This window comes from Polynucleobacter sinensis, assembly GCF_001595985.1.
Lineage (GTDB): Bacteria > Pseudomonadota > Gammaproteobacteria > Burkholderiales > Burkholderiaceae > Polynucleobacter > Polynucleobacter sinensis.
The window spans coordinates 44,023-68,122 of the sequence record NZ_LOJJ01000018.1; the positions used below are offsets into that span (position 1 = coordinate 44,023).

Annotated in this window: 22 protein-coding genes; 16 read left to right on the plus strand and 6 right to left on the minus strand. The window is 44.0% G+C overall.

Annotation, left to right across the window (positions count from 1 at the left end; all coding sequences use genetic code 11):
* Positions 1-311 precede the first annotated feature (311 nt).
* The 3 genes from AOB49_RS10125 to AOB49_RS10135 all read left to right on the plus strand — a co-directional run bounded on the left by AOB49_RS10125 (position 312) and on the right by AOB49_RS10135 (position 4,050).
* A complete protein-coding gene (locus AOB49_RS10125) occupies positions 312-1,616 on the plus strand; it encodes a lipase family protein (RefSeq protein WP_062310723.1) in 1,305 nt (434 codons plus the stop codon).
* Between the two features lie 133 nt (positions 1,617-1,749).
* Positions 1,750-2,268 (plus strand): carboxymuconolactone decarboxylase family protein, encoded by a 519-nt coding sequence (locus AOB49_RS10130; protein ID WP_062310724.1) that lies wholly within the window; start codon positions 1,750-1,752, stop codon positions 2,266-2,268.
* A 123-nt stretch (positions 2,269-2,391) separates the two neighbouring features.
* On the plus strand, positions 2,392-4,050 hold the full coding sequence (locus AOB49_RS10135) for a thiamine pyrophosphate-binding protein (RefSeq protein WP_062310726.1): 1,659 nt from the start codon (positions 2,392-2,394) through the stop codon (positions 4,048-4,050).
* Positions 4,051-4,122: 72 nt separating this feature from the next.
* Here AOB49_RS10135 and AOB49_RS10140 read toward each other — a convergent pair whose 3' ends face one another.
* Entirely contained in the window at positions 4,123-5,067 is a 945-nt protein-coding gene (locus tag AOB49_RS10140) for a Bug family tripartite tricarboxylate transporter substrate binding protein (protein ID WP_245640682.1), read from the minus strand.
* Between the two features lie 659 nt (positions 5,068-5,726).
* Between AOB49_RS10140 and AOB49_RS10145 the strand changes: the two genes are divergently transcribed.
* On the plus strand, positions 5,727-6,182 hold the full coding sequence (locus AOB49_RS10145) for a GlcG/HbpS family heme-binding protein (RefSeq protein ID WP_062310730.1): 456 nt from the start codon (positions 5,727-5,729) through the stop codon (positions 6,180-6,182).
* 53 nt (positions 6,183-6,235) lie between these two features.
* Here the strand turns inward: AOB49_RS10145 and AOB49_RS10150 are convergent, their stop codons facing one another.
* Positions 6,236-7,165: an NAD(P)-dependent oxidoreductase gene (locus AOB49_RS10150; RefSeq protein WP_062310731.1), complete on the minus strand. Its 930-nt coding sequence runs from the start codon at positions 7,163-7,165 to the stop codon at positions 6,236-6,238.
* Between the two features lie 197 nt (positions 7,166-7,362).
* On the opposite strand from AOB49_RS10150, the gene AOB49_RS10155 reads away from it, so the two are divergent.
* Positions 7,363-8,253, plus strand: coding sequence for an NAD(P)-dependent oxidoreductase (locus AOB49_RS10155; RefSeq protein WP_082784147.1), 891 nt, complete (start codon positions 7,363-7,365; stop codon positions 8,251-8,253).
* A 149-nt stretch (positions 8,254-8,402) separates the two neighbouring features.
* A complete protein-coding gene (locus AOB49_RS10160) occupies positions 8,403-9,392 on the plus strand; it encodes a Bug family tripartite tricarboxylate transporter substrate binding protein (RefSeq protein WP_062310735.1) in 990 nt (329 codons plus the stop codon).
* Between the two features lie 25 nt (positions 9,393-9,417).
* Here the strand turns inward: AOB49_RS10160 and AOB49_RS10165 are convergent, their stop codons facing one another.
* Complete coding sequence (locus AOB49_RS10165; protein ID WP_062310737.1) at positions 9,418-10,653, minus strand: amidohydrolase family protein; 1,236 nt, start codon at positions 10,651-10,653, stop codon at positions 9,418-9,420.
* Between the two features lie 179 nt (positions 10,654-10,832).
* On the opposite strand from AOB49_RS10165, the gene AOB49_RS10170 reads away from it, so the two are divergent.
* Positions 10,833-12,224, plus strand: a complete 1,392-nt coding sequence (locus AOB49_RS10170) for a DHA2 family efflux MFS transporter permease subunit (protein WP_062310739.1) — start codon at positions 10,833-10,835, stop codon at positions 12,222-12,224.
* A 32-nt stretch (positions 12,225-12,256) separates the two neighbouring features.
* On the opposite strand, the gene AOB49_RS10175 is transcribed toward AOB49_RS10170, so the two are convergent.
* On the minus strand, positions 12,257-13,018 hold the full coding sequence (locus AOB49_RS10175) for a substrate-binding domain-containing protein (RefSeq protein ID WP_062310741.1): 762 nt from the start codon (positions 13,016-13,018) through the stop codon (positions 12,257-12,259).
* Positions 13,019-13,223: 205 nt separating this feature from the next.
* Between AOB49_RS10175 and AOB49_RS10180 the strand changes: the two genes are divergently transcribed.
* The 9 genes from AOB49_RS10180 to AOB49_RS10220 all read left to right on the plus strand — a co-directional run bounded on the left by AOB49_RS10180 (position 13,224) and on the right by AOB49_RS10220 (position 21,860).
* Positions 13,224-14,042: an alpha/beta fold hydrolase gene (locus AOB49_RS10180; RefSeq protein ID WP_062310743.1), complete on the plus strand. Its 819-nt coding sequence runs from the start codon at positions 13,224-13,226 to the stop codon at positions 14,040-14,042.
* Between the two features lie 38 nt (positions 14,043-14,080).
* The gene (locus AOB49_RS10185) at positions 14,081-15,106 is read left to right on the plus strand and encodes a Gfo/Idh/MocA family protein (RefSeq protein WP_062310745.1); all 1,026 of its coding nucleotides are present in this window, start codon (positions 14,081-14,083) and stop codon (positions 15,104-15,106) included.
* Positions 15,107-15,109: 3 nt separating this feature from the next.
* The gene (locus tag AOB49_RS10190; protein WP_062310746.1) at positions 15,110-15,799 is read left to right on the plus strand and encodes a TetR/AcrR family transcriptional regulator; all 690 of its coding nucleotides are present in this window, start codon (positions 15,110-15,112) and stop codon (positions 15,797-15,799) included.
* 120 nt (positions 15,800-15,919) lie between these two features.
* Positions 15,920-16,420: a flavin reductase family protein gene (locus tag AOB49_RS10195; RefSeq protein ID WP_062310748.1), complete on the plus strand. Its 501-nt coding sequence runs from the start codon at positions 15,920-15,922 to the stop codon at positions 16,418-16,420.
* A 47-nt stretch (positions 16,421-16,467) separates the two neighbouring features.
* Positions 16,468-17,562, plus strand: a complete 1,095-nt coding sequence (locus AOB49_RS10200; RefSeq protein WP_245640670.1) for an LLM class flavin-dependent oxidoreductase — start codon at positions 16,468-16,470, stop codon at positions 17,560-17,562.
* A gap of 35 nt (positions 17,563-17,597) precedes the next feature.
* Positions 17,598-18,662 carry a Gfo/Idh/MocA family protein gene (locus AOB49_RS10205; protein ID WP_062310752.1) on the plus strand — a complete coding sequence of 355 codons (1,065 nt, stop codon included), beginning with the start codon at positions 17,598-17,600 and terminating at the stop codon, positions 18,660-18,662.
* A gap of 2 nt (positions 18,663-18,664) precedes the next feature.
* A complete protein-coding gene (locus tag AOB49_RS10210; RefSeq protein ID WP_062310754.1) occupies positions 18,665-19,777 on the plus strand; it encodes a Gfo/Idh/MocA family protein in 1,113 nt (370 codons plus the stop codon).
* Between the two features lie 29 nt (positions 19,778-19,806).
* On the plus strand, positions 19,807-20,805 hold the full coding sequence (locus AOB49_RS10215) for a Bug family tripartite tricarboxylate transporter substrate binding protein (protein ID WP_062310755.1): 999 nt from the start codon (positions 19,807-19,809) through the stop codon (positions 20,803-20,805).
* A gap of 68 nt (positions 20,806-20,873) precedes the next feature.
* Entirely contained in the window at positions 20,874-21,860 is a 987-nt protein-coding gene (locus tag AOB49_RS10220; protein WP_062310757.1) for a Bug family tripartite tricarboxylate transporter substrate binding protein, read from the plus strand.
* A 70-nt stretch (positions 21,861-21,930) separates the two neighbouring features.
* Here AOB49_RS10220 and AOB49_RS10225 read toward each other — a convergent pair whose 3' ends face one another.
* Positions 21,931-22,911 carry a Bug family tripartite tricarboxylate transporter substrate binding protein gene (locus AOB49_RS10225; protein WP_172793430.1) on the minus strand — a complete coding sequence of 327 codons (981 nt, stop codon included), beginning with the start codon at positions 22,909-22,911 and terminating at the stop codon, positions 21,931-21,933.
* Positions 22,912-23,102: 191 nt separating this feature from the next.
* On the minus strand, positions 23,103-24,083 hold the full coding sequence (locus tag AOB49_RS10230) for a Gfo/Idh/MocA family protein (protein WP_062310761.1): 981 nt from the start codon (positions 24,081-24,083) through the stop codon (positions 23,103-23,105).
* Positions 24,084-24,100: the final 17 nt, after the last annotated feature.

A 24,100-nucleotide genomic window follows, 5' to 3' on the forward strand; every position in this document is an offset into this window, starting at 1 on the left:
TAAAACAGGATATCCAATAATTTATTTGTTACGGGACAGTTTTTAAAAAATCTGTTGGCTACTATAAAAAACGTTACATCCCGATAAGTAGAGGGCGAAATCTCTTAAAAGTATGACAGTTTTGTTTGGATGTCCGCTCTCGCCATTCTTTGGTCCGGGATTCCAGTCCTGGTGAGTCCACCAGATAAACAGTCCCTCATCAGAAATGATGGGAGTTTTGTCTTTTGGGCACTTCTTTTATAGATTATTAGTGAGTGTTGTTAAGCTAATGATTATTATTGACCTTGAACCTTAACTTAACCCTATTAATTATGAAAACATTTGCCTCAGCTTCAGTTTGGATATTTAGCGCTATTTTGAGCGTTCTTTCTTCTGTTGTGTACGCTGATCCACCAGTGCAGCCTTTTTATGCTGCGGTGATGAAGATGACGCCTGAGGGTAAATTGGGTCAGGTCATTAAGCAAGAGCCAATTGCAACATCTGTAAAAGGTGCGCAGGCTTGGAGGATCGCTTATATCTCTTCAGATATATCAGGACGCAAGACGATTTCTACCGGTTTGGTGGTAGCGCCAATAGGACCCGCTCCTACAGGTGGTCGGCCTGTGATGACTTGGGCGCATGGGACAACAGGCTCAGCTCAAAACTGTGGACCATCTCAAGTCATTAATCCTGCCGCTCCTTTAAATGAGTATTTTTTAGTGGGCGGTAACTCTTGGACGGATTACGGCATTCCCGCTGTAGAAGAGTTCATTAAAGAAGGGTATGTATTGGTTGCAACTGATTATCAAGGTTTAGGTGGTGGAGGTAGACATCAATATGGTGTTGCAGCAACCAATGGCATGGATACGCTCAATGCTGCCCGTGCTGCAGTCTCCATGAAAGAAACCGGCGCCAATAAGAAAACCTTGGTTTATGGTTGGTCTCAAGGTGGTGGAGCGGCAATTGCTTTAGCAGGTATGCCTGAATACATTAAACAAACAGGCACGGCAGCTGATAATCTCGATATTATTGGCTTTGTTGCCTTGGCGCCCCAAGATATTTCTATTCTTGCGCCAACAGGCAAGCTTGATCAGGCTGCTGCGGATAAATACTTCCAGGGTTTACAAAAGATGTTTTTGGATAACGTCTTTAATTTCACGCACGCAACAATGTATTACTGGGGAACCCAAGCTGCCTTTCCTAATCTAAAGTTATCTGAGGTCTTTACCGATGAGGGTGTAAAAGTTGCTAATGAGATCTATAGCAATAAATGTATGCATGCAGCTAGTGATACATTCAACTTTAACTATGGCTCAAGTTTTGCAACCTTGTTAAAGCAAGCCCCCGCTAATACGGTCGCTTGGACGCAAGCAATGCAAAAGGGCGGTGTTCCAGTGGTAAAACCTGTTGCGCCTGTTCAGATCTACTTTGGATCAAAAGATACTGCTGTTCCACCAATGATGCATAAGCTTTATCAAGAGCAAATTTGTAAGTTAGGCGGCAATGTTGGCAGAATGCAGTTGCCTGGTGAGCAATCTCACTTCACCACTCCTGGATCATCTAAGCCGTTTTATTTGGCTTGGGTGAAAGATCGAGTGGCAGGAAATCCGCTGTCCAATGGATGCCCGGTGAATTAGCTTGAAATCCATGCTCAAGATGATTGAGCGCCTGTGATTTTCTTATAGTTCATGCGATAAAGTAAAAAATAGGGTTTGCGATCGAAATGATTTTTGATGGCGACATGTCTGCACGCTGCGATTAGGAGTAGAAATGAGTACACGTATAGCCCCGGTAATTCCTGGCACCAAAGCTGAATTGGCCTTGATAGAGGAAAAGATTTTATTAGAGCGAGGGCGTATCTCACCGCTGTACCAAATTCTATTAAACGCCCCTGAAATTGCCCAGGGCTGGGAAGCTTTGCTAACAGCTATTCGTAATCGAAATTCATTATCACCAGCAATACGTGAAATGATTATTTTGCGAGTTGCTGTCCTCAATCGCGCTCAGTATGAATACGATGCTCATGTGCCTCATGCGATTAAGGCCGGTCTGAGTAATGAGAAAATTGTGGCTCTTAAGCAAAGGCCAATTAGTAATCTATTTGACAGCCATGAGAGCTCCGTCCTGAATTTAACTGACGTGATGACTCTAGATATTCATGTGCCAGATGAAATTTTTGAACCCATCAAAGCGCAATACAATGATCAAGAGATTCTTGAGCTTGTGGCTACGATTGCTGCATACAATATGGTTTCGCGCTTACTAAATGCCTTGCATATCGGGCACTAATATCGTTCTGCTCTTGATATTTCCTGCTTCGACACAAATAACGTTTTCGCTTGGTTGCTTTTGAATTAGTGTGATAATTTTCTAAACAACACATACATTATTAGAAGAGAAGGTATAGAGATAATGGCGACACAAGGCGATTCATTAAATGGTGGTCAGATTCTGGCAAATTCTTTGGTGAGACAAGGGGTTAATACTGCCTTTGGTGTCCCGGGTGAGAGTTTTCTGCCTCTGCTTAATGGTTTGGTTGACCATCCTCAGTTTCGATTTATTACTTGCCGACAAGAGGGTGGGGCTGCATACATGGCAGAGGCCTATGCCAAATTGACTGGTAAGCCCGGAGTGGTAATGGTCACGCGTGGCCCAGGCGCATCAAATGCCATGATTGGAATGCACACTGCTTATCAAGATTCAACACCAATGGTGCTCTTAGTTGGTCAGGTGGGTACAGACATGGTGGAGCGGGAGGCTTTTCAGGAAATTGATTACCGGCGCATGTTTTCTGAATGTGCAAAGTGGGTTGGAAGTGTTGATCGCGTAGACCGAATTGATGAATTTGTTTCTCATGCATTTCATGTGGCTCAGGCTGGAAGGAAGGGTCCGGTAGTTTTAGCTCTGCCAGAAGATGTGCTTTATATGAGTGGGCAAGAAAATCCGGTTCCTCCTGCACACATTGTTCAGCCTGGATTAGACCGGGTGGAATTTTCTCGGGCGCTAAAGGAATTCTCACAAGCTAAAAATCCATTGATTATTGCTGGTGGTGGAAATTGGACTCCCCATGCTTGTCAAGCTCTACAGGTTTGGGCAAATCGTGAATCTATTCCAGTTGCTACCAGCTTCAGATCCCAGGATGTGATTGATAATCTGGATCCTTGTTTTGCTGGTGACCTGGGTATTGGTGCAAACCCAGCATTACTGCAGCGAGTGAAAAATGCTGATTATCTACTCGTGGTTGGCGAGCGTCTTGGAGAGATGACTACCGCTGGTTACACTATTTTGTCAGCCCCGCAAGCTCATACAAAGTTAATTCATGTGCATTCTGGGGCAGAAGAATTGGGGCGCGTTTATAGGCCAGAGTATGCCCTGAACTGCAGCCCTGAAAATTTTTGTTTAGCCTTAGATGAAATCAAGATGGGGCAGCAATACGATCGCCAAGCGATGGCTCAGGCGCATTCAGAGTATCTTGCATTCTCTGCTCCAGTGACGGTTCCCGGGGATTTGCAGTTAGCCCACATCATGAAGGAGTTAAGCGAGACGATTCCACGCAATTCTATTGTGACAAACGGTGCGGGTAATTTTGCCACTTGGGTTCACCGTTTTTATCCTTATGGCCCATATAAAACGCAATTAGCCCCAGCCAATGGATCTATGGGTTATGGCTTACCTGCGGCGATTGCTGCCAAAATTCAATATTCCGAAAAAGTGGTTATCGCAGTTTGTGGTGATGGGGACTTCATGATGAATTGCCAGGAGTTGGCAACTGCAGCTAGATATGGTTCCTTCCCTATCATTTTATTGGTGAATAACAACATGCTTGGCACCATCCGCATGCATCAAGAGCGTGAATTTAAGTCGCGCGTCATTGCAACAGAGCTCACCAATCCAGATTTTGTGAAGTTTGCCGATAGCTTTGGAATGCCGGGCTACAGAGTGAGTAAAACTGGGGATTTTACGGCGGCATTTGCAAAAGCATTAGCCAGTAAACATGGTGCGTTAATTGAATTAGTGCTTGATCAAGAGGTGATCTCACCAAGCAAGTTGCTCTCTCAGTTGGGTAAGTAGGGTATTGCGTAAATAAAAAAGAGGGCTTGCCCTCTTTTTTATTGCCGAAGATCGCTTTTTAAAGCTGCTGAATTAATCGACTTTAGCCCCGGAGTCTTTCACTACTTTTGTCCATTTCAGAATTTCATTTTTAATGAAGTTGGAGAACTGTTCAGGGGTATTGCCAACAGGCTGGGCGCCCATGGCAAGATATTTTTCTTGAACAGAGGGGCTATTGATTGCAGCCATCAGAGCGGAGCTATCTTTACTTAGAATTTCGGCAGGCATATTAGCTGGCCCAACTACGCCAAACCATGAGGTTGCCTCGTATCCTGGTAGATTCGCGGCTTCAGCAATGGTTGGTAAGTCCGGCAATGCTGGTGATCGTTTAGCAGTAGTGACCGCCAAAGCTTTGAGGCGACCGGAGCGAATGTAGTTGATGGAGGAAGGTAAGTTATCAAACATGATGTCCACATTCCCGGCCATCAAATCTGTTACCGCAGGAGGGCTACCTTTATAGGGTAGGTGAACCATATACGTTTTGGTCATTGATTTAAAGAGTTCGCCAGCCATATGAATAGATGTCCCATTACCGCTGGAGGCCATATTCACTTTTCCGGGGTTTGCTTTGGCATAAGCAATTAAATCTTTAACCGTATTAATTTTATTTTTTGTAGCAAATGCAGGATTGACGACTAAGACATTTGGAAGCTCTGCCACCAACGTGATAGGTGTAAAGTCTTTGATTGGGTCAAAAGGTAGTTTGCCGCCTCCCTGTGTATACAAGGGAAGATTGATTCCATGAGTTCCAACTGATGCCATGAGCCAGGTATATCCATCAGGCGTTGATTTAGCAACAATTTCAGCGCCAATATTTCCACCGGCGCCAGGTTTGTTATCAATGACTACATTCCATTTTGTAGTGTTGAGTAATTCGTTTTGTAGAGGGCGAGCGATATTATCTGTAGCGCCACCGGCAGGAAAGGGGATGATGAAGCGAATTGGTTTATTTGGATAATCAGACTGTCCAAAAACCATGTGCGTACTCCCTGCGAACACGGCTATCGCAAGAACGGCGAATCGAAATATTTGTTTGGCAATACCTAAAGAGTCTTTGATGCTCATTATTATCTCCAGTTCATTATGATCATTCTTCAGATGATTTTTATCAATACCTTAGTGGGCTCATAGTCCATAGGCATATATTCATGATTTAAGCACAACCCGGCAATGGGTGCAGACCCTTGGTTATTCAGTCGAAATTACCAACGCTTGACCATTAAAGCCATTTAACTTTTATTTTGCGGTTAGTCTGACAATGAATTAAACGCCAACTTGAGTAAGAATTGCCACTGCAATCGAAAATAGACAAGCTATCCAAGTGGATGCTATTGGTAGCAAAAGGGCCAGAGTTAAAAAGAATGCTGTAAATGAATGGAAGCCCCTAACCATTCCGCGAAACACCCTTCCTCACTTGCAGCTGGATAGGTAATTAAGCTAATAAACCGGGGGCGATAGCGAGCTTAAGAGTAAAAAACCGAACGATTATAGGTGCAACTCTTCGAATTTGTATTTCGTTGTTGAGATAGCAGGGCTCCCTGTGGATTGCGACTTCGTAAATGATGAAGGGCTACGTTCTGAGTTACAGTCTAATCAGAGCTATCATTTAAATTACTGCAATATCTTATGGGGACACTATGACTATTTCTATTCAAACAATATCTATTAAATCTGCATTGACGATTGCTCAAAATACATTGGAATGCGCAAGGTCTATGGGTATGCATCCCATCGCAGTTGTTGTGCTGGATGTACGTGGGGCTGTTAAAGCCTATCTTGCTGATGATGGAACGAGTTTGCTGAGATTTGATATTGCACGGGGTAAGGCTGCTGGTACTTTGGGCATGGGTTTTGGGGGTCGCGAGCTTGAACGAAGAGCGCTTGCTGTGCCTCATTTTATGAGTTCCCTGCAGGCAATGACAGATGGACAAATGGTGCCAGTAAGGGGCGGTGTATTAGTAAAAAACCAACAGGGTCAAATTATTGGATCTGTTGGGGTAAGTGGCGATACTTCTGTTAATGATGAAATATGTGCACTTAAAGGCATACAAAGTGCTGGTCTTCTAGCGGATCATGGCGACAAAGAAGATTAATCGAGCAGCAAAAAAAAGAAAGGTGGGCCTGTTGGCTCACCTTTCTAACGTATTTATTTAAGCTTGCTCATTCTGCGTAGAACATCGTAAACAGCTGCCGTGTCATTTTCAGCATGACCTGCGCCCATGGCGGCATTATAGATAGCTTGTGATGCGGCAAATAGCGGCGCAGGCGTATTGGTTTGCGCAAGTGCTGCAGTAATCAACTTCATGTCTTTTTGCCAGATTGAAACCTTCATCGTAGCTTCATCCCAGTTCTCATTGACCATCACCGGTCCGCGAACGCTAAACATTCTAGATCCGCCAGCACCATCAGCTAAAACTTTAACGGTCGTTGCTGGATCAATGCCCCAATTTTTTCCTAATAAGATTGCTTCCGCTGTTGAGACATTGTGAATTGCTACTAACAAATTGGCCATGAGTTTTAATTTCATGCCATTACCAAAGCTACCCACATAGTAATTTGCTTTTGCAAAGCCAGAAAAGACATGTTCCATTTTCTTCACGGCTGCGGATTGCCCACTTGAGTAGATAGATAGATCTTTTGTTTTGGCTTGAGCGCCTGTCCCCGAAAGAGGGCAGTCTAAAAGAATGATGCCTTTTGCATCCAAAATTTTCTTTGCTGCTGCCTTGTCATCTAAGTCAAGCGTGCTTGCTTCAGCAACAATAAGCCCTTTTTTACCGCTGCTAGCAATCGCTTTGGCGTTCTCAATGAGAGCGTTAGCGCTGGGTAGCGAGGAAATAATATACGTGGCTTGCTTACCTAATTCAGCCGCTGATTTAGCTACTCTACCGCCAGCTTTAGCTAATCTTTTTTGGCAGACGGGGTTTGGATCAAATCCAATCACATCAAACCCAGCCTTAAGAAGATTGCTTGAAATTGCGGATCCCATAATCCCTAAGCCAAGTACTCCAACTGTTTCTTGCGCGCTGATTGAATGTTTAACCGGTTTTTTTCTTGTGGTTTTCTTTAATGTGGCCATGATTTGTCTCTTATATAAAAAATGAATAATAGCGTAAAGCTTAATGGAATTTTGTTGGGCCGTGGTCGACTATTTGTCATGTCGAATGACGCTTTTGCATTATTTGATCATAAATTGATATAGTGGACATTCATTTGTGGCGCTGTTAAGTGGGGTTGTGCTATTGACCCTCGATAATAAAAACAAAACTTGGAGATATGATGAAGATAGGTCTGATTGGTACTGGAAGGCTTGGTGGAGGTATTGTTGAGCGCCTTATAAATGTTGGGCATGATGTTTTTATTTGGAATCGCTCGCCAGAAAAGACCCTTCACCTAGTTGAATTAGGGGCAACATTAATGGCTTCTCCCGCTCAGGTGGTTGAAGCGGCTGAAATAATCTTATCTGTGTTGACTGATGCTCAGGCAATTGAGGCTGCATACTCTGGCCCCAATGGAGTCTTGTCTGCGAGTCTGAGGGGCAAAGTTTGTATTGAGATGAGTACAGTACGTCCTGAAACGCAAATTGCTTTAGCTGCTAAGGTGATTAGTGCCGGAGGTGAGTTTGTTGAGTGTCCGGTTGGAGGTTCAGTTATGCCTGCAAAAGAAGGTGCCTTGTTGGGCTTGGTCGGTGGCGAAGCTTCATCCGTAGAGCAGGTTCTTCCGCTATTGCGACAAATGTGCCGTCGTGTTGAGCATGTTGGCGCAGTTGGATCGGGATCTAGTTTAAAGCTGGCAATCAATCTACCCCTATTGGTTTACTGGGAGTCTCTTTCAGAGGCGATTGCGCTTGCAGAGCCCATTGGAATAGATCCGGAGCGACTCTTGGACATATTGGCAGATACTTCTGGTGCGCCCAACGTGATGAAAGCGCGTGCTCCAAAAATTGCGGCAGCACTCAAGAGTGGAAAGCCTGGAGCAACTTTTTTTAATATAGATTCCATCCGCAAGGATTTGCAGACCATGATTGAGGAAGGAAAAAGTCTTGGCTACTCATTACCAGTTGCCCAAGCTGCTTTAAGCTCCTTTGATCGCTCATCGGCTGCCGGCTATGGAGCTTCCGATGGATCTGAATTGGTTACATCTTGGTTGGCGATAGCAAAAAAATAAAATTTTTAGGTTAAGGGGTGAGGCGTCACTTAAGTGGTGACGCCTACTTCTGACTAATACCGCATCGCAACAATGTTTATTTCTATTTTTTATGCATAATAAGATTTAGCACTCTCAATTAGAAGGGTGCGTTAACTGGAGGCAAATTTATGATTACCAGATGTCGATCTCATTTAGCGAAGTTTTCTTTTATTGTCATTGCGGGCTTATTTACTGTTGCCACTTCAGGCGTTTGGGCCCAAACATTTCCCTCCAAGCCAGTGCGCTTAATTGTGACCTATCCACCCGGGGGAAGTTCTGACTTAATGGGTCGACTCATGGCGAAGAAGCTCGGTGAGCTTTGGGGTCAGCCAATTATTGTTGAAAACAAGGGTGGCGCTGCAGGATCTATTGGTATGGAATATGCTGCGCGACAAGCCCCAGATGGCTATACATTTGTTCTGGGAAATTTTGGCCCTGCTTTGGTTAATCCGCTCATGAGCAAGGTTAGCTACAACATGGAAAAAGATTTCTCGCCTATTTCTTTGACGGCGTCTGGCCCCAATGTTTTGGTTGTGCCTGCAAATTCTCCATATAAAAGCTTGCAAGACTTACTAGATGCTGCAAAAGCGAAGCCTAATGCGCTCAATTTTGGAACTAGTGGTCCTGGTAGCATGTCTCACATCGCCACCGAAATGATCATGCGTCAGTCTGGTGTGCAAATGACCCATGTTCCTTATAAAGGGGGTGGTTTAGCCTTGATTGATCTTATGGCTGGACAAATTGATTTTATTGTTTCCGATGCGTTACCTGCAGCTGAACATATTAGGTCCGGAAAATTACGCCCCTTGGCTATTACAAGTGGATCTAGAACATCTTTAGTTCCTGGGGTCCCTACCTTTTCAGAAGGGGGCTTGCCTGGCTTCGTTGCTTTAACTTGGTGGGGGGTTTATTTGCCGGCTGGAACTCCAAAAGACATTCAAGAGAAGTACTACACCTCTTTGGTAAAGGTAATGAGTGATCCTGAAATTAAAGAGCGCTTTGCCGCAATGGGTGTGCAAGCACAAGCGACTACTCCTGATGAATTTAAGACTTATTTAGCATCAGAGAATAGCCGTTATGCCAAATTAATTAGCGAAAACAAAATTAAGGCGGACTAATTTAAATCTGACCCACTCAGGTGGGTCAGGCTTTAATTTTTAGTAACTTCATTGCGTTGAGTCCCTGGATTTTTTGACGATCTTCCTTTGAGAGCTTTTTGACTGAGTTGATTAATCCAAGAGGGTCAACCTCACCCATGTCATAAGGGTAATCCGTTCCCAATAAAATATGGTCCGCGCCATATACATCAATTAGATGTCTCAGCATAGTTGGGTCGAACGTAATGGTATCAAAGTAGATTTTCTTCAAATAGTTAGAAGGTTTGGATTTGATCACAGTCCTACAATCAGGACGTGCTCGCCAAGCATGATCCATCCGTGCCCAATAGTGAGCTAGGTATCCACCACCATGCGCTGCGATAAATTTAATTTTTGGATTCTTGGCAATGACGCCATCAAAAATCAGGTGGCTTACTGCCAGGGTTGTATCTAAGGGGTTGCCAATCACATTATTAAAGTAGTGATTTACAAGGCGATCAGCTTGGGTTGTGCCAATTGGGTGCATAAAAATCACAACCCCAAGTTCATTGGCTTTGGCAAAAAATTTATCAAGCTTCAGCCTTGGATCTGTCAAGTTCATGCCGTTGACGTTGGTATTAATCTCTACTCCACGTAAGCCCAGTTTTTTGACGGCATATTCCAGTTCTCGTACTGCCAAGTCGGCGTTCTGAAGAGGTACTGAACCGAGGCCAACGAAGCGGTCTGGGTGATCGGCTACGATCTTGGCTATACCTTCATTGACTTCTCTAGCGATGCTAGCCCCTAAATCTGGCTCAGTGAAATAAAAATACTGAAATGGGGCTGGGCAAACTGCTTGAATATCAACACCCATTTTGTCCATATCACGAATTCGTTCGGTGATGCCAGTAAGCTTTGAGGCCCTATCGGCCATTTGTTTGACATTCGTTTGGCGCGTTAAGTCGTTAGCAAAAATAATTGAAGTATCGTATTGCGCTGCATTCAAGTACTCAGTTTTTTTGGCAACTTCAGGGTTGAGGTAGTGGCAGTGGATATCAACGACCTTTAATTTGCCTTTACGATCCTTGCTGATGATTCGGGTCTTGTCGTTTGGTTTAACCTCTTTTTTTACCGAAGCTTGACTCGTTTTTTTCGTAGATTTGCGGACATTCGATTTCGAACCTCTTTGCAGCGCAGCAATAGTGCTGTCGGCTAAGCTCTCCTGAGCTGTTGCATTGTAGAAATTGTCGGCTGCGTGTTGATGCGCTGGATCACTGCAAAATGGGCTACAAGTAAAAAACATGGCTTCCCCTCACATAAGAATGAATATTGATTTAGATTTTTTAGTGCAACCCTAATGTGCGGGTGGCGAACAGCATCATTATGGGGCATATTCCGGAGAAATTGCTATGCAATTCTTCGGTATGATGGTTTTCATTAGAGGGTATCGCTCATTGCTTTACGCTTTATGATTACCTCAAAATGAAATCGAAAAATATTGATCTCGTAATTTATTTAGTGGCAGCCACCTTCTTCATGGAGAATTTGGATGGCACTGTCATTACGACATCGTTACCATCGATGGCCAGAGACTTTGGTGTTAGTGCGGTTGATGTAGCTTCGGGTATGACAAGCTATTTATTAACATTGGCTGTTTTGATACCTGTCAGCGGATGGTTTTCCGATCGATTTGGTGCGCGTCGTATATTTACTCTGGCAATAGGAATTTTTACTGCAGCATCAATCCTTTGTGGCTTAAGTGATTCGCTTTCGATGTTCATATTTGCTCGAGTACTGCAGGGGGTTGGGGGTGCCCTTATGGTGCCAGTTGGTCGATCTTTGGTATTGCAACGAACTCCGAAAGAGGGGGTAATACGCGCCATAGCATTAATTACCTGGCCTGGTTTAATTGCTCCCGTGGTTGGTCCAGCTGTTGGAGGGTTCATTACTACCTATGCGAGTTGGCATTGGATATTTTTTATTAATGTTCCGCTAGGCCTTGTTGGTATTTACATGAGCCTTTCACTATTGGATCCCGGGCAAGAGATTGCGCAAAAGCCGTTTGATTATTTTGGATTTGTTTTTAGCGGATTGACTCTAGCAACCCTCATATGGGGCCTCGAGCTATCCCATCGTCTTGAAGAGCATTTTTGGCTTGTTCTTGCTACGATGGTAATTTGCGGAGTATGCGCTTATCTTGCTTACCGCCATATGCGAAGATGTGCCTATCCATTGGTAGATTTAAATCTATTAGACATTCCGAGTTTTGCTGTGAGCATTAAAGCCGGCATCATCTTTAGAGCGACTTTAACTGCAGTGCCCTTTTTGATGCCTTTATTGTTTCAGTTAGTGTTTGGCATGGATCCGTTTGTAGCGGGGCTAATGGTGTTGAGTATTTTTATTGGGAATTTAGCCATGAAGGCCGTCACCTCTCCGATATTGCATCGCTATGGCTTTAAGCGAGTGATGTTAGTAAATGGGGTCTTGTCGGTGCTTTCTATAGTCAGTTGTATATTTATTGATTCGAGCATGTCACTGCCAATCATCTTATTGATCTTGTTTTTGAATGGTATTTTTAGGTCAATGCAATTCACCTCTATTAATACTATCGGCTTTGCAGATCTTTTACCCAATCAGATTAGCTCAGCATCTGCCATTACTAGTACCTCGATGCAGCTGGGAAATACTCTTGGGGTGGCCTTGGCTTCCTTGGGCTTGGTTATTGCGCATAATCTTCGCGATGCGCAAGCAACGGTATTGAGCTTGGCAGATTTTCGTATGAGTTTGGTATTTATTGCCCTCATTAGTGCTGTGGGGTTGCTTTGCTTATTGCAGCTTCCTAACAATGCCGGCGATGGTATCAGGAAGGGTTAGGCGGTTTTTAGTTGCCATGTCTTATAAATGATTTACTCAATTCCGACACGCTGTAACTGGCCATTTAATCGTGAATCTTGCATCTGCATTAAAAAATTTTTTGCTATTTCTACATTGATTGATGTGGCTACAATCCCTGCGTCATAACTGGTGTAATTTTGCACATTCGACGGTAGTGGGCCGACAAACTGCAAACCCTTGGGTTCAAATAATTTTATTTCCGTTATTGCCCCAAACCCGATTTCATTTCCACTACCCCGAATGATATGCATCAATACAGACTCACCATTGTCATAGCGGATTACCTTTGATTGAATGGCATCCATTACTCCAAGTTGAGTAAAGAGCTTATCTAGATAAATCCCAGTAGAGGCCTTGTTATAGATAATCCTATCAGCTGCTAGTAGGTATTTTTTTAAGTCGTCTACATTTTGGATATCTGGCTTAGGAACCTCTGCCCTGACTGTGATGCCTGCGCCAACTTTTCCGATATATGTGCTGATACCTGTCTGAAGCCTTCCCTGCTTTAGCTGTTCATTTATTAAAGCATTTGGCGCTATTAATATATCGAATACTTGATTCGAGGCTAAGCGCTCTCTTAACTGAGGTCCAGTACCAAATTGAATTGTTACTTTATTCCCCGTGCTCTTCTCAAATTGATGAATTGCTATCTCAACTCCCGGTTCAACTGCACCGGCGCTCATGATTTTGAGTTCGGCAGCATTTGTCAATAACGGAATTAAGAGGGCGCAGAATGCACACCATAGCGGAAGATGTTTTGCTTTAAATTTCATTGATCGATTACTCCGTAGAAAAAGAATTGATTGATTAAGATAGTCTACCCATTCCGAAAAGTGTGATTTTTATCCTATTACATCAAACTGGGGGCTTGAGCGGTCCTTTTCTTTGCCCTATCTTGGAATCAATCAAGCCCTGATTGCTTTATCTTTGCTAACATATAAGTGATCAACTGATCAATTTAATGGAATAATAAGGCCGTTGCAAACACTGCGCGATGATGACATCCCTAAAGAAAAGGTAATTGAAATGCAAGTAAAAACGCAAACAGCATTTATTTTTGAAGGTAAATTAGGGGCGCCGGTATTGGTGCTGGCAAATTCTTTGGCTGCCGCCCCTCAAATGTGGGATGCCCAAGTAAAGGCTCTGTCGCAGCATTATCAGATCTTGCGTTATAGCTATCGGGGTCATGCAGACACACCCGCTCAGGGCAATGAAGCCAATATAGAAGATTTACGCCAGGATTTATTAGGGTTGTTGGACTATTTGAATATCCAGAAATTTTCTTTTCTTGGCTTATCTCTGGGTGCAATGTTAGGTCTATATCTTGCAGCCAAGAATCCAGAGCGGGTCACCTCATTAGTAGCGGCAAATTTTCGGCCATTCCAGATTGATGCCACCAAAGAACAATGGAATCAGCGTATTGAGGCCGTGGCAAAGAATGGTATTAATGCAATTCTCGATGGGACTGCAGATCGCTGGCTGTCTGAGGGGTTTCGGAAGTCTAATCCCGAGATCGACCAAAAGGTGCGCCAAATGATTGCGGGAACATCTGCAGATGGCTTTATTGCGTGTGCTAAAGCGGTTAGAGATTATGATGCCCGTCTTTTTATGAATGAAATCCAGTGCCCAGTTCTTTTGATTGCGGGTTCTTCAGATTTGGCAGCGCCTGTTAGTGAATTCCCTGCAGTGCAGGCCTCCATTAAAGGTAGTCAATATTTGCAACTAGATGCTGCCCATATTTCAAATATTGAGCGTGAATCTGAATTCACAGATGCCGTATTGAAGTTTCTGAAGTGAGATTATTAATAAAAATAGAATATTAGGAGATTGGAAATATGAGTCAGAAACAACTTCGTGTCGCAGTGATTGGTTATGGCTGGTGGGGAAAGACTATTGTCGCCACCCTACAGGAGAGCAAGTTCGTCAAAGTAGAGATGGTTGTTGAGCAAGAGGCTCTGGCACGAGATGCCGCAAAAGCGCTAGGCGAAAAAACGAATTTTCAAGTTTCTGATTTATATGAGGATGCCGTATCTAATCCCAATGTAGATGCAGTGATTTTATGTACGCCTCATAAGTTACATTCGGCACAGATCGCTGCTGCAGCAAAAGCTGGAAAGCATGTATTTTGTGAAAAGCCATTATGTTTAACGCTTGATGATGCCATTGCTGCCGTCTCTGCTTGTAAGGCTGCTGGAGTGCTTTTGGGCATTGGCCATGAAAGGCGATTTGAACCTGCAATCATGGATTTGCGTAAGAGGATTGCTGACGGTGAGTTGGGTACGATATTACAAATTGAAGGGAACTTCAGTCAGGATAAATTCTTTGCTTTGCCTCCAGACAATTGGCGCCTTTCTAAGGAGCTAGCTCCATGCGGTCCATTATCTGCGACAGGTATTCATTTGGTCGATTTGGCCATTGCAATATTAGGGCCAGCAGAATCTGTCTTGGCGAGATTAAATACATTGGCAAGTAATTTTGCTAATGGGGACTCTCTTGCAATCATGTTGGGCTTTAAAGGCGGTCCAACTGCATTGATTAGCGCCATTCTAGCTACGCCATTTGATGGTCGATTTACCGTTTATGGCTCAAAGGGTTGGGTAGAGGTGCGTGATAGGACTCATCCGGAAAATCCAACTGGCTGGGATATTAGTATGGTTTTTAGTGGGAAGGAAAAGGTGACATACTTTAATGACCCTCACCCAACAGTGCGATCTAACTTAGAGGCCTTTGCAAAGGGTGTGCTTGGTATCAGCCCTTACCCTGTGACGACGGATGAGATGTTGGCAAATGTCGCTGCGCTCGAATCTATTATGAAATCAGCCGAGAGTGGTCTAATCGAGAAAGTCTCCTCTATTACCTAATGTATGTCTACGGCCGCTAATAAAAAATCGCTACCCGCATCCTCAACTCCTCTTCCCAGGAGAAGGTTAAGGCGTGAAGATCGTGATCGAGAAATTGCGCAGGCAGCAGTTGCCTTTTTTGCCGAAGTCGGATTTGATGGCGACACTCGCGAGCTTGCCCGGCGACTGGGCGTTACTCAATCATTAATATTTCGCTATTTTCCATCGAAGGCCGCTTTAATTGAGCGCGTTTATCAAGAGGTTTATGTTGGTAGGTGGAATCCATACTGGGAATCCATTATTACGGACCGAACTGTCCCACTGCAGGCCAGGTTATTGCGTTTCTATAAGGACTACGCTCGCGTTGCGCTGACTTATGATTGGGTGCGCATTTTTATGTTTTCTGGCTTAAGGGGTGAAAACATTAATGCTCGATATCTTGATTTTCTGCGCAGCAGAGTCCTAGAGCCAATTGCTAAAGAGTTGCGCTTAGAGCTTGGTTTGCCGGGTTTTGATATTGCCCCCTTGACAGAGGAGGAGGTAGAACTCATTTGGGGTATTAATGCTCGAGTGTTTTATCTGGGGCAGCGCCTATGGGTCTTTAATGCACCTCTAACTCTAGATATCGATGAAATTATTGATCAGACGATTACCGCATTTCTGGCTGGTGCTAAGGAGATGATCCCTGATCTGATAAGGCGCTCCAAGCCTTAATTCAGTTGTTCGCCTCGGATTAATAGGGTTTTCCCTTATTGATATAGATCAAATGATCACTTATAAAGTGATCAAGTGATTACTTAATTCAGTTGATTTATCAACGGGCGGGGATGGAATATGAGCATTGAAGTTTGTGGCGATAAGTTTGACTCAAGAGAGCTCAGAAATGTTTTGGGTTGCTTTGGAACGGGTGTCACGGTTGTGACAACGGTCGCCAATTCTGGAGAGCGGATTGGTTTAACGGCTAATTCGTTTAGTTCTGTATCGCTGGATCCCCCAATTGTTTTATGGAGTCTTGGCAAACAATCTCGAAATCTTTCAGTTTTCCAGGAATCGGGTCGTTTCGTGATTAATGTGTTGGGCGTGGATCAGCTCCACTTATCCAATCAGTTTGCAAAACCATCGGATGATCGGTTTGCTGGAGTAGAGCATAGCGCAGGACTTGGCGGCCTGCCCGTGATTCATGGTTGCGCAGCCAATATCGAATGTGAAACATTAAGTGCGCAAGAGGTTGGTGATCACATTCTATTTTTAGGAAAAATTGTGCGCTATTCCTACCTAAAAAAAGATACGCTCCTCTTTTGTAATGGAGCATATGCAAAAGCTATTGAGGTTTGAAATAGCAAGTGCAATGAAATATTTAAAAAAGTAAATCAATCGGAGAGATGATGAAATACAGTACTTTTATGATGCCTTTGCATCCACCAGGAAGAAATATTGTTGAAACCCTGAAGGAGGATCAAGATGCCATTATCTTGGCCGATCAGTTGGGTTTCTCCGAAGCATATGTTGGTGAGCATGTAACGGATGCCGCTGAGACAATTACCTCCTCGATGATTTTTTTGGCAACGCTGATTCATCAAACAAAAAATATTAAGCTAGGCACGGGCACGATTAATGTGCCTAACTCCCATCCAGCAAACATCGCCGCTCAGGCTGCCATGATGGATCACTTGCTGCAAGGCAGATTTATTATGGGTATCAGCCCTGGTGGTTTGATGTCTGATGCTGAGGTTTTTGGAAATCTGGACAAAGATAGAAATGCGATGTTTGTTGAGGGAATTAATACCGTTTTAAAGATATGGGAGTCAGAGCCTCCGTACAACATTAAAGGCGACTATTGGAATATCTCAGTTGAAAAAACAATGGCTCCAGAAATTGGGCAAGGTTTCATCATGAAGCCCTTCCAAAAACCACATCCATTAATTGTGGGTACTGCGGTTGCTCCATTTTCTAAAGGGGTGACGGAGATGGCTAAGCGAGGGTGGCAGCCGATATCCGCTCCATTCCTACTTCCGGAGTGGGTTAAAACACATTGGCCTAAGTATGTTGAAGGCCGCGAAGCTGTCGGAGCTGTGGCTCATCCTGATGAATGGCGTGTTGCTAAAAGTATTTTTGTGGCGGATGATGAGGCAACAGCAAGACGCTATGCATTAGAAGAGGGTGGTCCATATCATTTCTACTTTAAACAATTGGTTCGCAAGCTGGTGGGTGGTGGTGGGCGTGGCAATCTATTTAAATTAGATCAAAACACACCCGATTCAGAAATCACAGCTGATTTTGTGACTAAGCGACTTGTGCTTGCGGGTACAGTGGATTCAGTAGTTGATCAGATTTTGGCGTTCAGAGATGTGGTTGGTGACTTTGGTAACCTGCTCTATGCTTGCCATGATTGGATGGATCCAAAGTTGGCACGTCGTTCAATGGAATTATTTGCTACAGAAGTGATGCCTAGAGTGAATGCTGCAATCAAGGCATAAGCATAAAAATCAAAATAACTGGAGGAGACAATAAAATGAAACAGATCAACCTTGGAATTATCGGTACAGGCTGGTGTGGTGGTATTCGTGCAGAAACAGCGCGAGGCAGCTCCTTAATTAAGGACATTCATATTGCCGAGACAAATGAACTGCGCCTCAAGGAAATGGCGGATTTGGTTGGCGCTAAAACGGCTTCCACAGACTACCGCGATATTCTAAAAATTAAAGACATAGATGCGGTGATTATTTCTGCAACTCCAGAAACGACGCACTATCCGATGGCCAGAGATGCGCTTTTGGCTGGAAAACATGTATTCATGGAAAAGCCAATTGCCTTGGAACTCGCAGAAGCGGATGAGTTAATTGCATTGGCCAAGAAATCTAATTTGAAGTTTACGATTGGGTATTCACAGCGATTTAATCCAAAGTTTGCTTATGTTAAGAAAGCCATTGCAAATGGCACGATTGGTCGACCTGTGAGTGTTTTGGTTAGTCGACATATCACCCGCAGTCTTGGTAAAAAAATTAGTGGTCGCGTCAAGTTATCTCCAGCGGCGATGGAGTCAACACATGATTTAGATTTCGTATTTTGGTGTTTGGAGCCCGCAAAGCCTGTGAAAATTTATTCACAAGTGAACTATGGCGCTATGCGCGAGTCTACTGGCGCGGATGTTCCGGATTCTCAGTGGATTACTGTCACCATGGATAACGGGCTTTCATTTGTTGTTGGTGGTGGTTGGAGTTTGCCGTTGGGCTATCCAAACTTCTCAACAACTTGGATTGAGTTTATTGGTACTGATGGTGCAGTGATGGTGGATGATAGTCACAAAGATGTAGTGATCAACACCATGGAAAAAGGGATGCAGCTCCCAATGTCCACAATGCCTGGCGAAAAGGTTGACCATGTATTTGCTGGCCCAATGGCGGCAGAAACTATTTACTTTATTGAGGCTATTGCACTGGATCGACCAGTCTTAGTTACCGGAGAGCAAGCTCGAACTGTAATGGAAGTGTACATGGCAGCAGATCTGTCTGCGGAGACTGGTGAGCCTGTCTATTTGCCGCTTCCTGAAGAGAAGTTGAAAGTAGTTGCAGGCTAAACATGAGAGATAGACAAGCAAAAAATATAGGTCTAGCTATTGTTGGAGCGGGTCGCGTTGGATTGTTCCGTGGAGAGGTGGCTGCTCGTCATGCTCAGGTTGGTTGGATTGGAATTGCTGAGAAGAACCCAGAGCGCGCTAAGCTGATAGCTGAAAAGCTAAAGGCGGATTTTGTAACCACGGATTACCGTGAGTTATTAAATAGGCCCGAGGTTAATGCAACCATTATTTCAACCGATGAGCATTTGCATGTTGACCCGATTTTATTGGCGGCAGAGCGTAAGCATTCATTAATGATCGAAAAACCTTTAGCCACGGACCTAGGGGATTCGGCGAGAGTGTTAGCGGCTATACAGGCAGCCGGGGTAGATGCGGTTGTTGGTTATACCCAAAGATTTCGTCGTCGCTGGTTGGCAGCAAAAGAGAAGGTGAGCACAGGTCAACTAGGTGACGTCACACTGGTCTCATCTCGTGCTTTTATGAATCGATTGGTAGCAATTGATAACTATAAGCGCACTGATCATCCTGAAAAAATTTCACCGATGGTGATATCTGGAACGCATGCTCTCGATATTGTAATGTGGATGATGGAGGGTAAAACTCCAGTAGAAATTTATGCTCGATCCATTGATAAGGCTCTAGGTCCAGAGTGGAAGGGGATTGATGCAACATCCGGAGTCATTACCTTTTCCGATGGAACCATTTATCAATCGACTATTTCTTGGGCGTTGCCAGTGGTTTGGCCAGGAGCGGTCTACAGCTTAGATGTTGGCATCGTTGGAACCGAGGGTGTATTGACGATCGATGATACTCATCGTGACATTGTTCTTGCAACGAGTAAATCTCAGGGCGAGGGCTATGCTCCAGACTCGGCGCGACGTGTTGATTTCATGGGCAGCTATCCTCCAGGTGATATGGCTTTGGGAGAGCTTCGGGGTCCAATGAGAGAAGAGACAGAGTCTTGGCTAAATCGTGTGGCGTTAGGCTTGCCTACCCCGGCTGCTACGGCAGCAGAGGCGCATCGCAATTTAATGCTAACAAAGGCATTCGATCTATCTGCAAGATTGAAAAAGCCCATTTCATTGCCAATAGAGCCTAGTGACGATATTTACTAAGATCTCAATTTACTCATAAGGAATTACCTATGTTCCTCAAATTTGTTTTTAGAGTATCCGCAACTTGTTTGGTTCTCACTCTAGGCTCCTTGCAAAGTCTTACAGTATTTGCACAGCCAGCTACTTACCCTAACAAGCCAGTAAAGATGATCATTCCGTTTGCCCCTGGAGGAGCATCGGATTTTATCGGCAGAATTCTTAGCGTTAAGCTGAGCGAAGTCTTGGGTCAACAAGTGATTGTTGATAATCGGACGGGGGCTGCTGGCAATATTGGTATGGAGGCGGCCGCTAAAGCTGCTCCTGATGGTTACACTATCTTTCTGGGAAATATTGGAACTATTGCAATTAATCCAGCATTATTTCCAAATCTCAATATCAATCCACTCAGAGATTTTATTCCCGTAACTCAGGTTGCAGATGTCCCGAGTGCATTGGTAGGAAACAATGATTTCCCACCCAATAACGTTTCTCAGTTGATTGTGTATTTGCGTGCAAATCCAGACAAGTTTAATTTTGCAACTCCTGGAGGTGGTAGCGCTAATCGTCTGGAGATGGAAGTATTGATGAAGATGACTGGGACAAAAATGACGCATGTGCCCTACAAGGGTGGCGGTGGTCCTGCGGCGATCGGATTAATTGGCGGCGAAACACAGGTAATGTTTAATACGCTACCCTCTGTCAAGCAATTCATGATTGCTAATAAGATGAAAAGTTATGCAGTCACTGGTCTTACGAGGCAGCCTGGCTTACCAAATGTTCCTACTTTGATGGAATTAGGTTATCCAGAATTTAAAACTGGATCATGGCAAATGATTATGGTGCCGGTAGGTACGCCGGTCGCCATCACTAACAAACTTTTTGATTCAATTACCAAAGTTTTAGCTATGCCAGATGTTGTCGAGAGGATTATCAATGGTGGCGCAAATATTACTGTAAGTAAGTCGCCTGCAGATGCCAAACTATTTGTGGAAGGTGAGCTTAAAAAATGGGCGGTAGTGGTGAAGGATTCAGGGGCATCTCCAGATTAAGTGCTTGAGAATTGCTTTGCAAACATTCTTTTGCGATAAAAACCATCGTAGTTACTTTGAGGTAATGTATGAAATTCAATTTATTAAGAAAAGTATTTGTTTTTATTGGGATATTGTTAAGTTTGGTATGTATTCACAATGTAGCGAGTGCGCAACCATACCCCAATAGGCCAATTAAGATTATTGTTCCCGCCTCTGCTGGTGGAGGAGCCGACTTTATTACACGCACCATCAGCAATCAGCTTGGTGAGTATTTAGGGCAAAGCATTGTGGTTGAAAATAAATCAGGCGCTTCCGGTACTATCGCAGCTGAGTTTGTTGCAAAATCTCCCCCGAATGGTTACGCGGTATTGATGGCTCAATCAACTAGTACCGTGATTGCCCCCCATCTTTACAAAAGTTTAAATTACGATACCTTAAAAGATCTTGCGCCAGTAACACAGGTAGCGCAAATGCCATTCGTATTAGTGGTTAACTCGAAAGTTCCTGTAAATAACGTTAAAGAATTCCTTGCATACGCTAAAGCCAATCCTGGGAAGTTGAATTATTCAACCTCGGGGAATGGTGCCGGAAGTCATTTGGCTGGTGAGATGTTTAATTCAGCAACTGGTGCGGGAATGGTTCACGTGCCCTACAAGGGTGCCGGTCCAGCATTAAATGCCGTTGTTGCTGGTGAGGTCGAGGTTGCATTTATTCCTATTGTTAATGCCCTGCCTTTGGTTAAAGAGGGGCGTCTTAAAGCCATGGCAGTAACTACGATTGGGCGCTCCTTGGCTGCAAAAGATATACCGACCTTAGCCGAAGCTGGATTATCTGGTTACGATATTAATACTTGGTTTGGCATGTTCGTTGCTGCCAATACTCCGCCGCAGATCATAGAGCAGCTTTATAAGGAAACGGCGCGAGCTATTAGGCAGCCCGAAATTCGTGATCGCTTTCTTCGTGAGGGTGCGGACCCTATAGGAAGCACGCCGGCGGAATTTAGTGCACTTGTTAAAACTGAATTTAGTAAGTTTGCAAAAGTAGTAAAAGACTCTGGAATTAAAATTGACTGAGTAGTTTTATAGGAATAAAAAAACACCAACTCGAGGTTGGTGTTTTTTTGTTGGAATGTTATGGATGACCTCATTCTTTTGGAATATTCAGCTTTTTAATTTGCTCTCCTGCCGCTAAGGAATCTTTCCTGGCGATTTCATTCACTTTACTAGGCGTGCTGAAAAGAGGGGTTACGCCTAATTTTTGGAAGCTATCTTTTACATCAGTTGAGCTCATAATTTTTTCAAGAGAGGCGTTTAACTTTTGAATGATTGGCTCAGGAACGCCTTTTTGGGTTACCAGAGTCCACCAAACAACAGACTCAAAATTCGGGTATCCAAGCTCCACCATTGTGGGGACATCAGGCAGGGAGGCAGAGCGTTGCGAAGTTGTAACGGCTAATGGCACTAATTTTTTTGTATTGATAAATGGAAGCGCAGGCGCCATATCCGAAAAAACTAGCTGTACTTCGCCTGCGACCAGTGCCGCAGTTGCCTGGCCATTTCCTTTGTATGGAATGTGGGTGATATCTATACCGGCTGCAGATGCAAACTTTTCGGCGGCTAGATGTGCTGTATTGCCTTTTGCACCGGCGCCGTAATTAATTTCACCAGGTTTGGCTTTTGCCAGTGCCACAAGTTCACTGACTGATTTTGCGGGTGAGTTTGGATTTACAACTAGAACCTGACCTGCAATGCCAACCATGGAGATAGGCGCAAAGTCTTTATACCAGTCATAGCTGAGTTTTTTATATAAAAACTGATTATTTAGAATGATGCTGCTGGTAGAGAGTAGTAATGTGTAACCATCAGGAGGGGCTTTGGCTGCTGCTTCCAGGCCAATAGTGCCATTTGCACCGGGTTTATTTTCAACAATAATACTTTGACCCAAAGAATCTCCAAGTTTCTGGGCAATAATCCGGCTCAAAAGATCACTGGTTCCACCCGGCGGAAAGGGGGCAATAATTTTCATTGCATGATTTGGATAGCCTTGAGCGATCGCAACTAATGGCAAGAAAAGTATCGCTACTAGTGTCCTTCTAATGGCGTAAAAGCTAAGCTTCGATTGCATGATTGTCTCCGAATGGGTTTGAATTTTGTTTTTTATAAATACCGTATAAATTGAATAAATGCTTGCTAACACTCTCTGAGTTGATTCATTTTTTAGCATAATTTTCTTGAAAATGCTCTAGGTGTTTTCAGAATTTTTGCCTGGAAATCCTAATGCAGTTAATGGAGCTAAGGTTTGATGACAAGATGCTTTCAGGGGTGTACCTTAACTCTAGACTGCGTATTAACCGACTGCACAATTGCTTCAAATAGATTGATTGTTTCGCCCATTTCTTTTGTGCTGATTGGGTAGGGTATTTCACCATTTGATGTAATGGAAATTGCAAATGCATCTAGCTCCGCCTTAATAGAGTCAATGGCTAGATAGGTGAAGCGATCGACTAAGCTTCCATTTCTACGCACAATGCATTCAGTCTCGCCAATAGCCTCTACAGAACCCGCATCTCCAAATGCATGTATGCGCCAAAAGATTGGTGTAGCCCTAACCATCGCGAAATACGCACTCACCCCATTTTCAAACTCGACATTGACTGAGGTGGCATCTCGTGGATCTTTGCCCGACCTAAAGCTAGCAACGTGGGCAGACACTTGGCTTGCCTTTCCTGCTAAGTTGACCATGGCGTCAATAATATGAATACCTGTCCCGGTCAATCCGCCAGCAGGTGATTCACTCGGTTTATCGCGCCATTCAGAGAAGAACTTTGTCGAATGTTCATTACTGTAGTGGCCCTCAATATGCATTAAGGTACCCAGGGTTCCACTAGCGACTACTTCTCGGAGTTTGGCCATTGATGGCCAAAATCGCTTATTTTGTCCTACCGCAAGCCTGACATTATTTTCTTCACATGCTCTGATGGCTTTGACAGCATCCTCATATGTCAGTGCTAATGGCTTCTCGCAAAATACATGCTTACCTGCTTTTGCCGCGGCCACAATTTGATCTGAATGCATTGAATGGGGTGTAGCCAAAACAATTGCTTGAATCTGAGGATTGGATAAGGCGTCATCGAATTCATTGCTCAAAATAATATGATTAGATTGGCAGTATTCAGACGCTTCAGAAGGTTCTTTGGTCACAATCATGGCGAGTCGTAGTTTGGAGTGCTCTCCCTCCATCGCTTTCGCTAAATTTTTCCCCCACCATCCAAATCCAATTAAAGCGACATTGACCATATACTTGCCCTTGCTAA

Coding starts and splice junctions, on each gene's coding strand:
- AOB49_RS10125 (WP_062310723.1), top strand. CDS start 312: ATGAAAACATTTGCCTCAGCTTCAGTTTGGATATTTAGCGCTATTTTG.
- AOB49_RS10130 (WP_062310724.1), top strand. CDS start 1,750: ATGAGTACACGTATAGCCCCGGTAATTCCTGGCACCAAAGCTGAATTG.
- AOB49_RS10135 (WP_062310726.1), top strand. CDS start 2,392: ATGGCGACACAAGGCGATTCATTAAATGGTGGTCAGATTCTGGCAAAT.
- AOB49_RS10140 (WP_245640682.1), bottom strand. CDS start 5,067: ATGGTTTTTGGACAGTCTGATTATCCAAATAAACCAATTCGCTTCATC.
- AOB49_RS10145 (WP_062310730.1), top strand. CDS start 5,727: ATGACTATTTCTATTCAAACAATATCTATTAAATCTGCATTGACGATT.
- AOB49_RS10150 (WP_062310731.1), bottom strand. CDS start 7,165: ATGGCCACATTAAAGAAAACCACAAGAAAAAAACCGGTTAAACATTCA.
- AOB49_RS10155 (WP_082784147.1), top strand. CDS start 7,363: ATGATGAAGATAGGTCTGATTGGTACTGGAAGGCTTGGTGGAGGTATT.
- AOB49_RS10160 (WP_062310735.1), top strand. CDS start 8,403: ATGATTACCAGATGTCGATCTCATTTAGCGAAGTTTTCTTTTATTGTC.
- AOB49_RS10165 (WP_062310737.1), bottom strand. CDS start 10,653: ATGTTTTTTACTTGTAGCCCATTTTGCAGTGATCCAGCGCATCAACAC.
- AOB49_RS10170 (WP_062310739.1), top strand. CDS start 10,833: ATGAAATCGAAAAATATTGATCTCGTAATTTATTTAGTGGCAGCCACC.
- AOB49_RS10175 (WP_062310741.1), bottom strand. CDS start 13,018: ATGAAATTTAAAGCAAAACATCTTCCGCTATGGTGTGCATTCTGCGCC.
- AOB49_RS10185 (WP_062310745.1), top strand. CDS start 14,081: ATGAGTCAGAAACAACTTCGTGTCGCAGTGATTGGTTATGGCTGGTGG.
- AOB49_RS10190 (WP_062310746.1), top strand. CDS start 15,110: ATGTCTACGGCCGCTAATAAAAAATCGCTACCCGCATCCTCAACTCCT.
- AOB49_RS10195 (WP_062310748.1), top strand. CDS start 15,920: ATGAGCATTGAAGTTTGTGGCGATAAGTTTGACTCAAGAGAGCTCAGA.
- AOB49_RS10200 (WP_245640670.1), top strand. CDS start 16,468: ATGATGAAATACAGTACTTTTATGATGCCTTTGCATCCACCAGGAAGA.
- AOB49_RS10205 (WP_062310752.1), top strand. CDS start 17,598: ATGAAACAGATCAACCTTGGAATTATCGGTACAGGCTGGTGTGGTGGT.
- AOB49_RS10210 (WP_062310754.1), top strand. CDS start 18,665: ATGAGAGATAGACAAGCAAAAAATATAGGTCTAGCTATTGTTGGAGCG.
- AOB49_RS10215 (WP_062310755.1), top strand. CDS start 19,807: ATGTTCCTCAAATTTGTTTTTAGAGTATCCGCAACTTGTTTGGTTCTC.
- AOB49_RS10220 (WP_062310757.1), top strand. CDS start 20,874: ATGAAATTCAATTTATTAAGAAAAGTATTTGTTTTTATTGGGATATTG.
- AOB49_RS10225 (WP_172793430.1), bottom strand. CDS start 22,911: ATGCAATCGAAGCTTAGCTTTTACGCCATTAGAAGGACACTAGTAGCG.
- AOB49_RS10230 (WP_062310761.1), bottom strand. CDS start 24,083: ATGGTCAATGTCGCTTTAATTGGATTTGGATGGTGGGGGAAAAATTTA.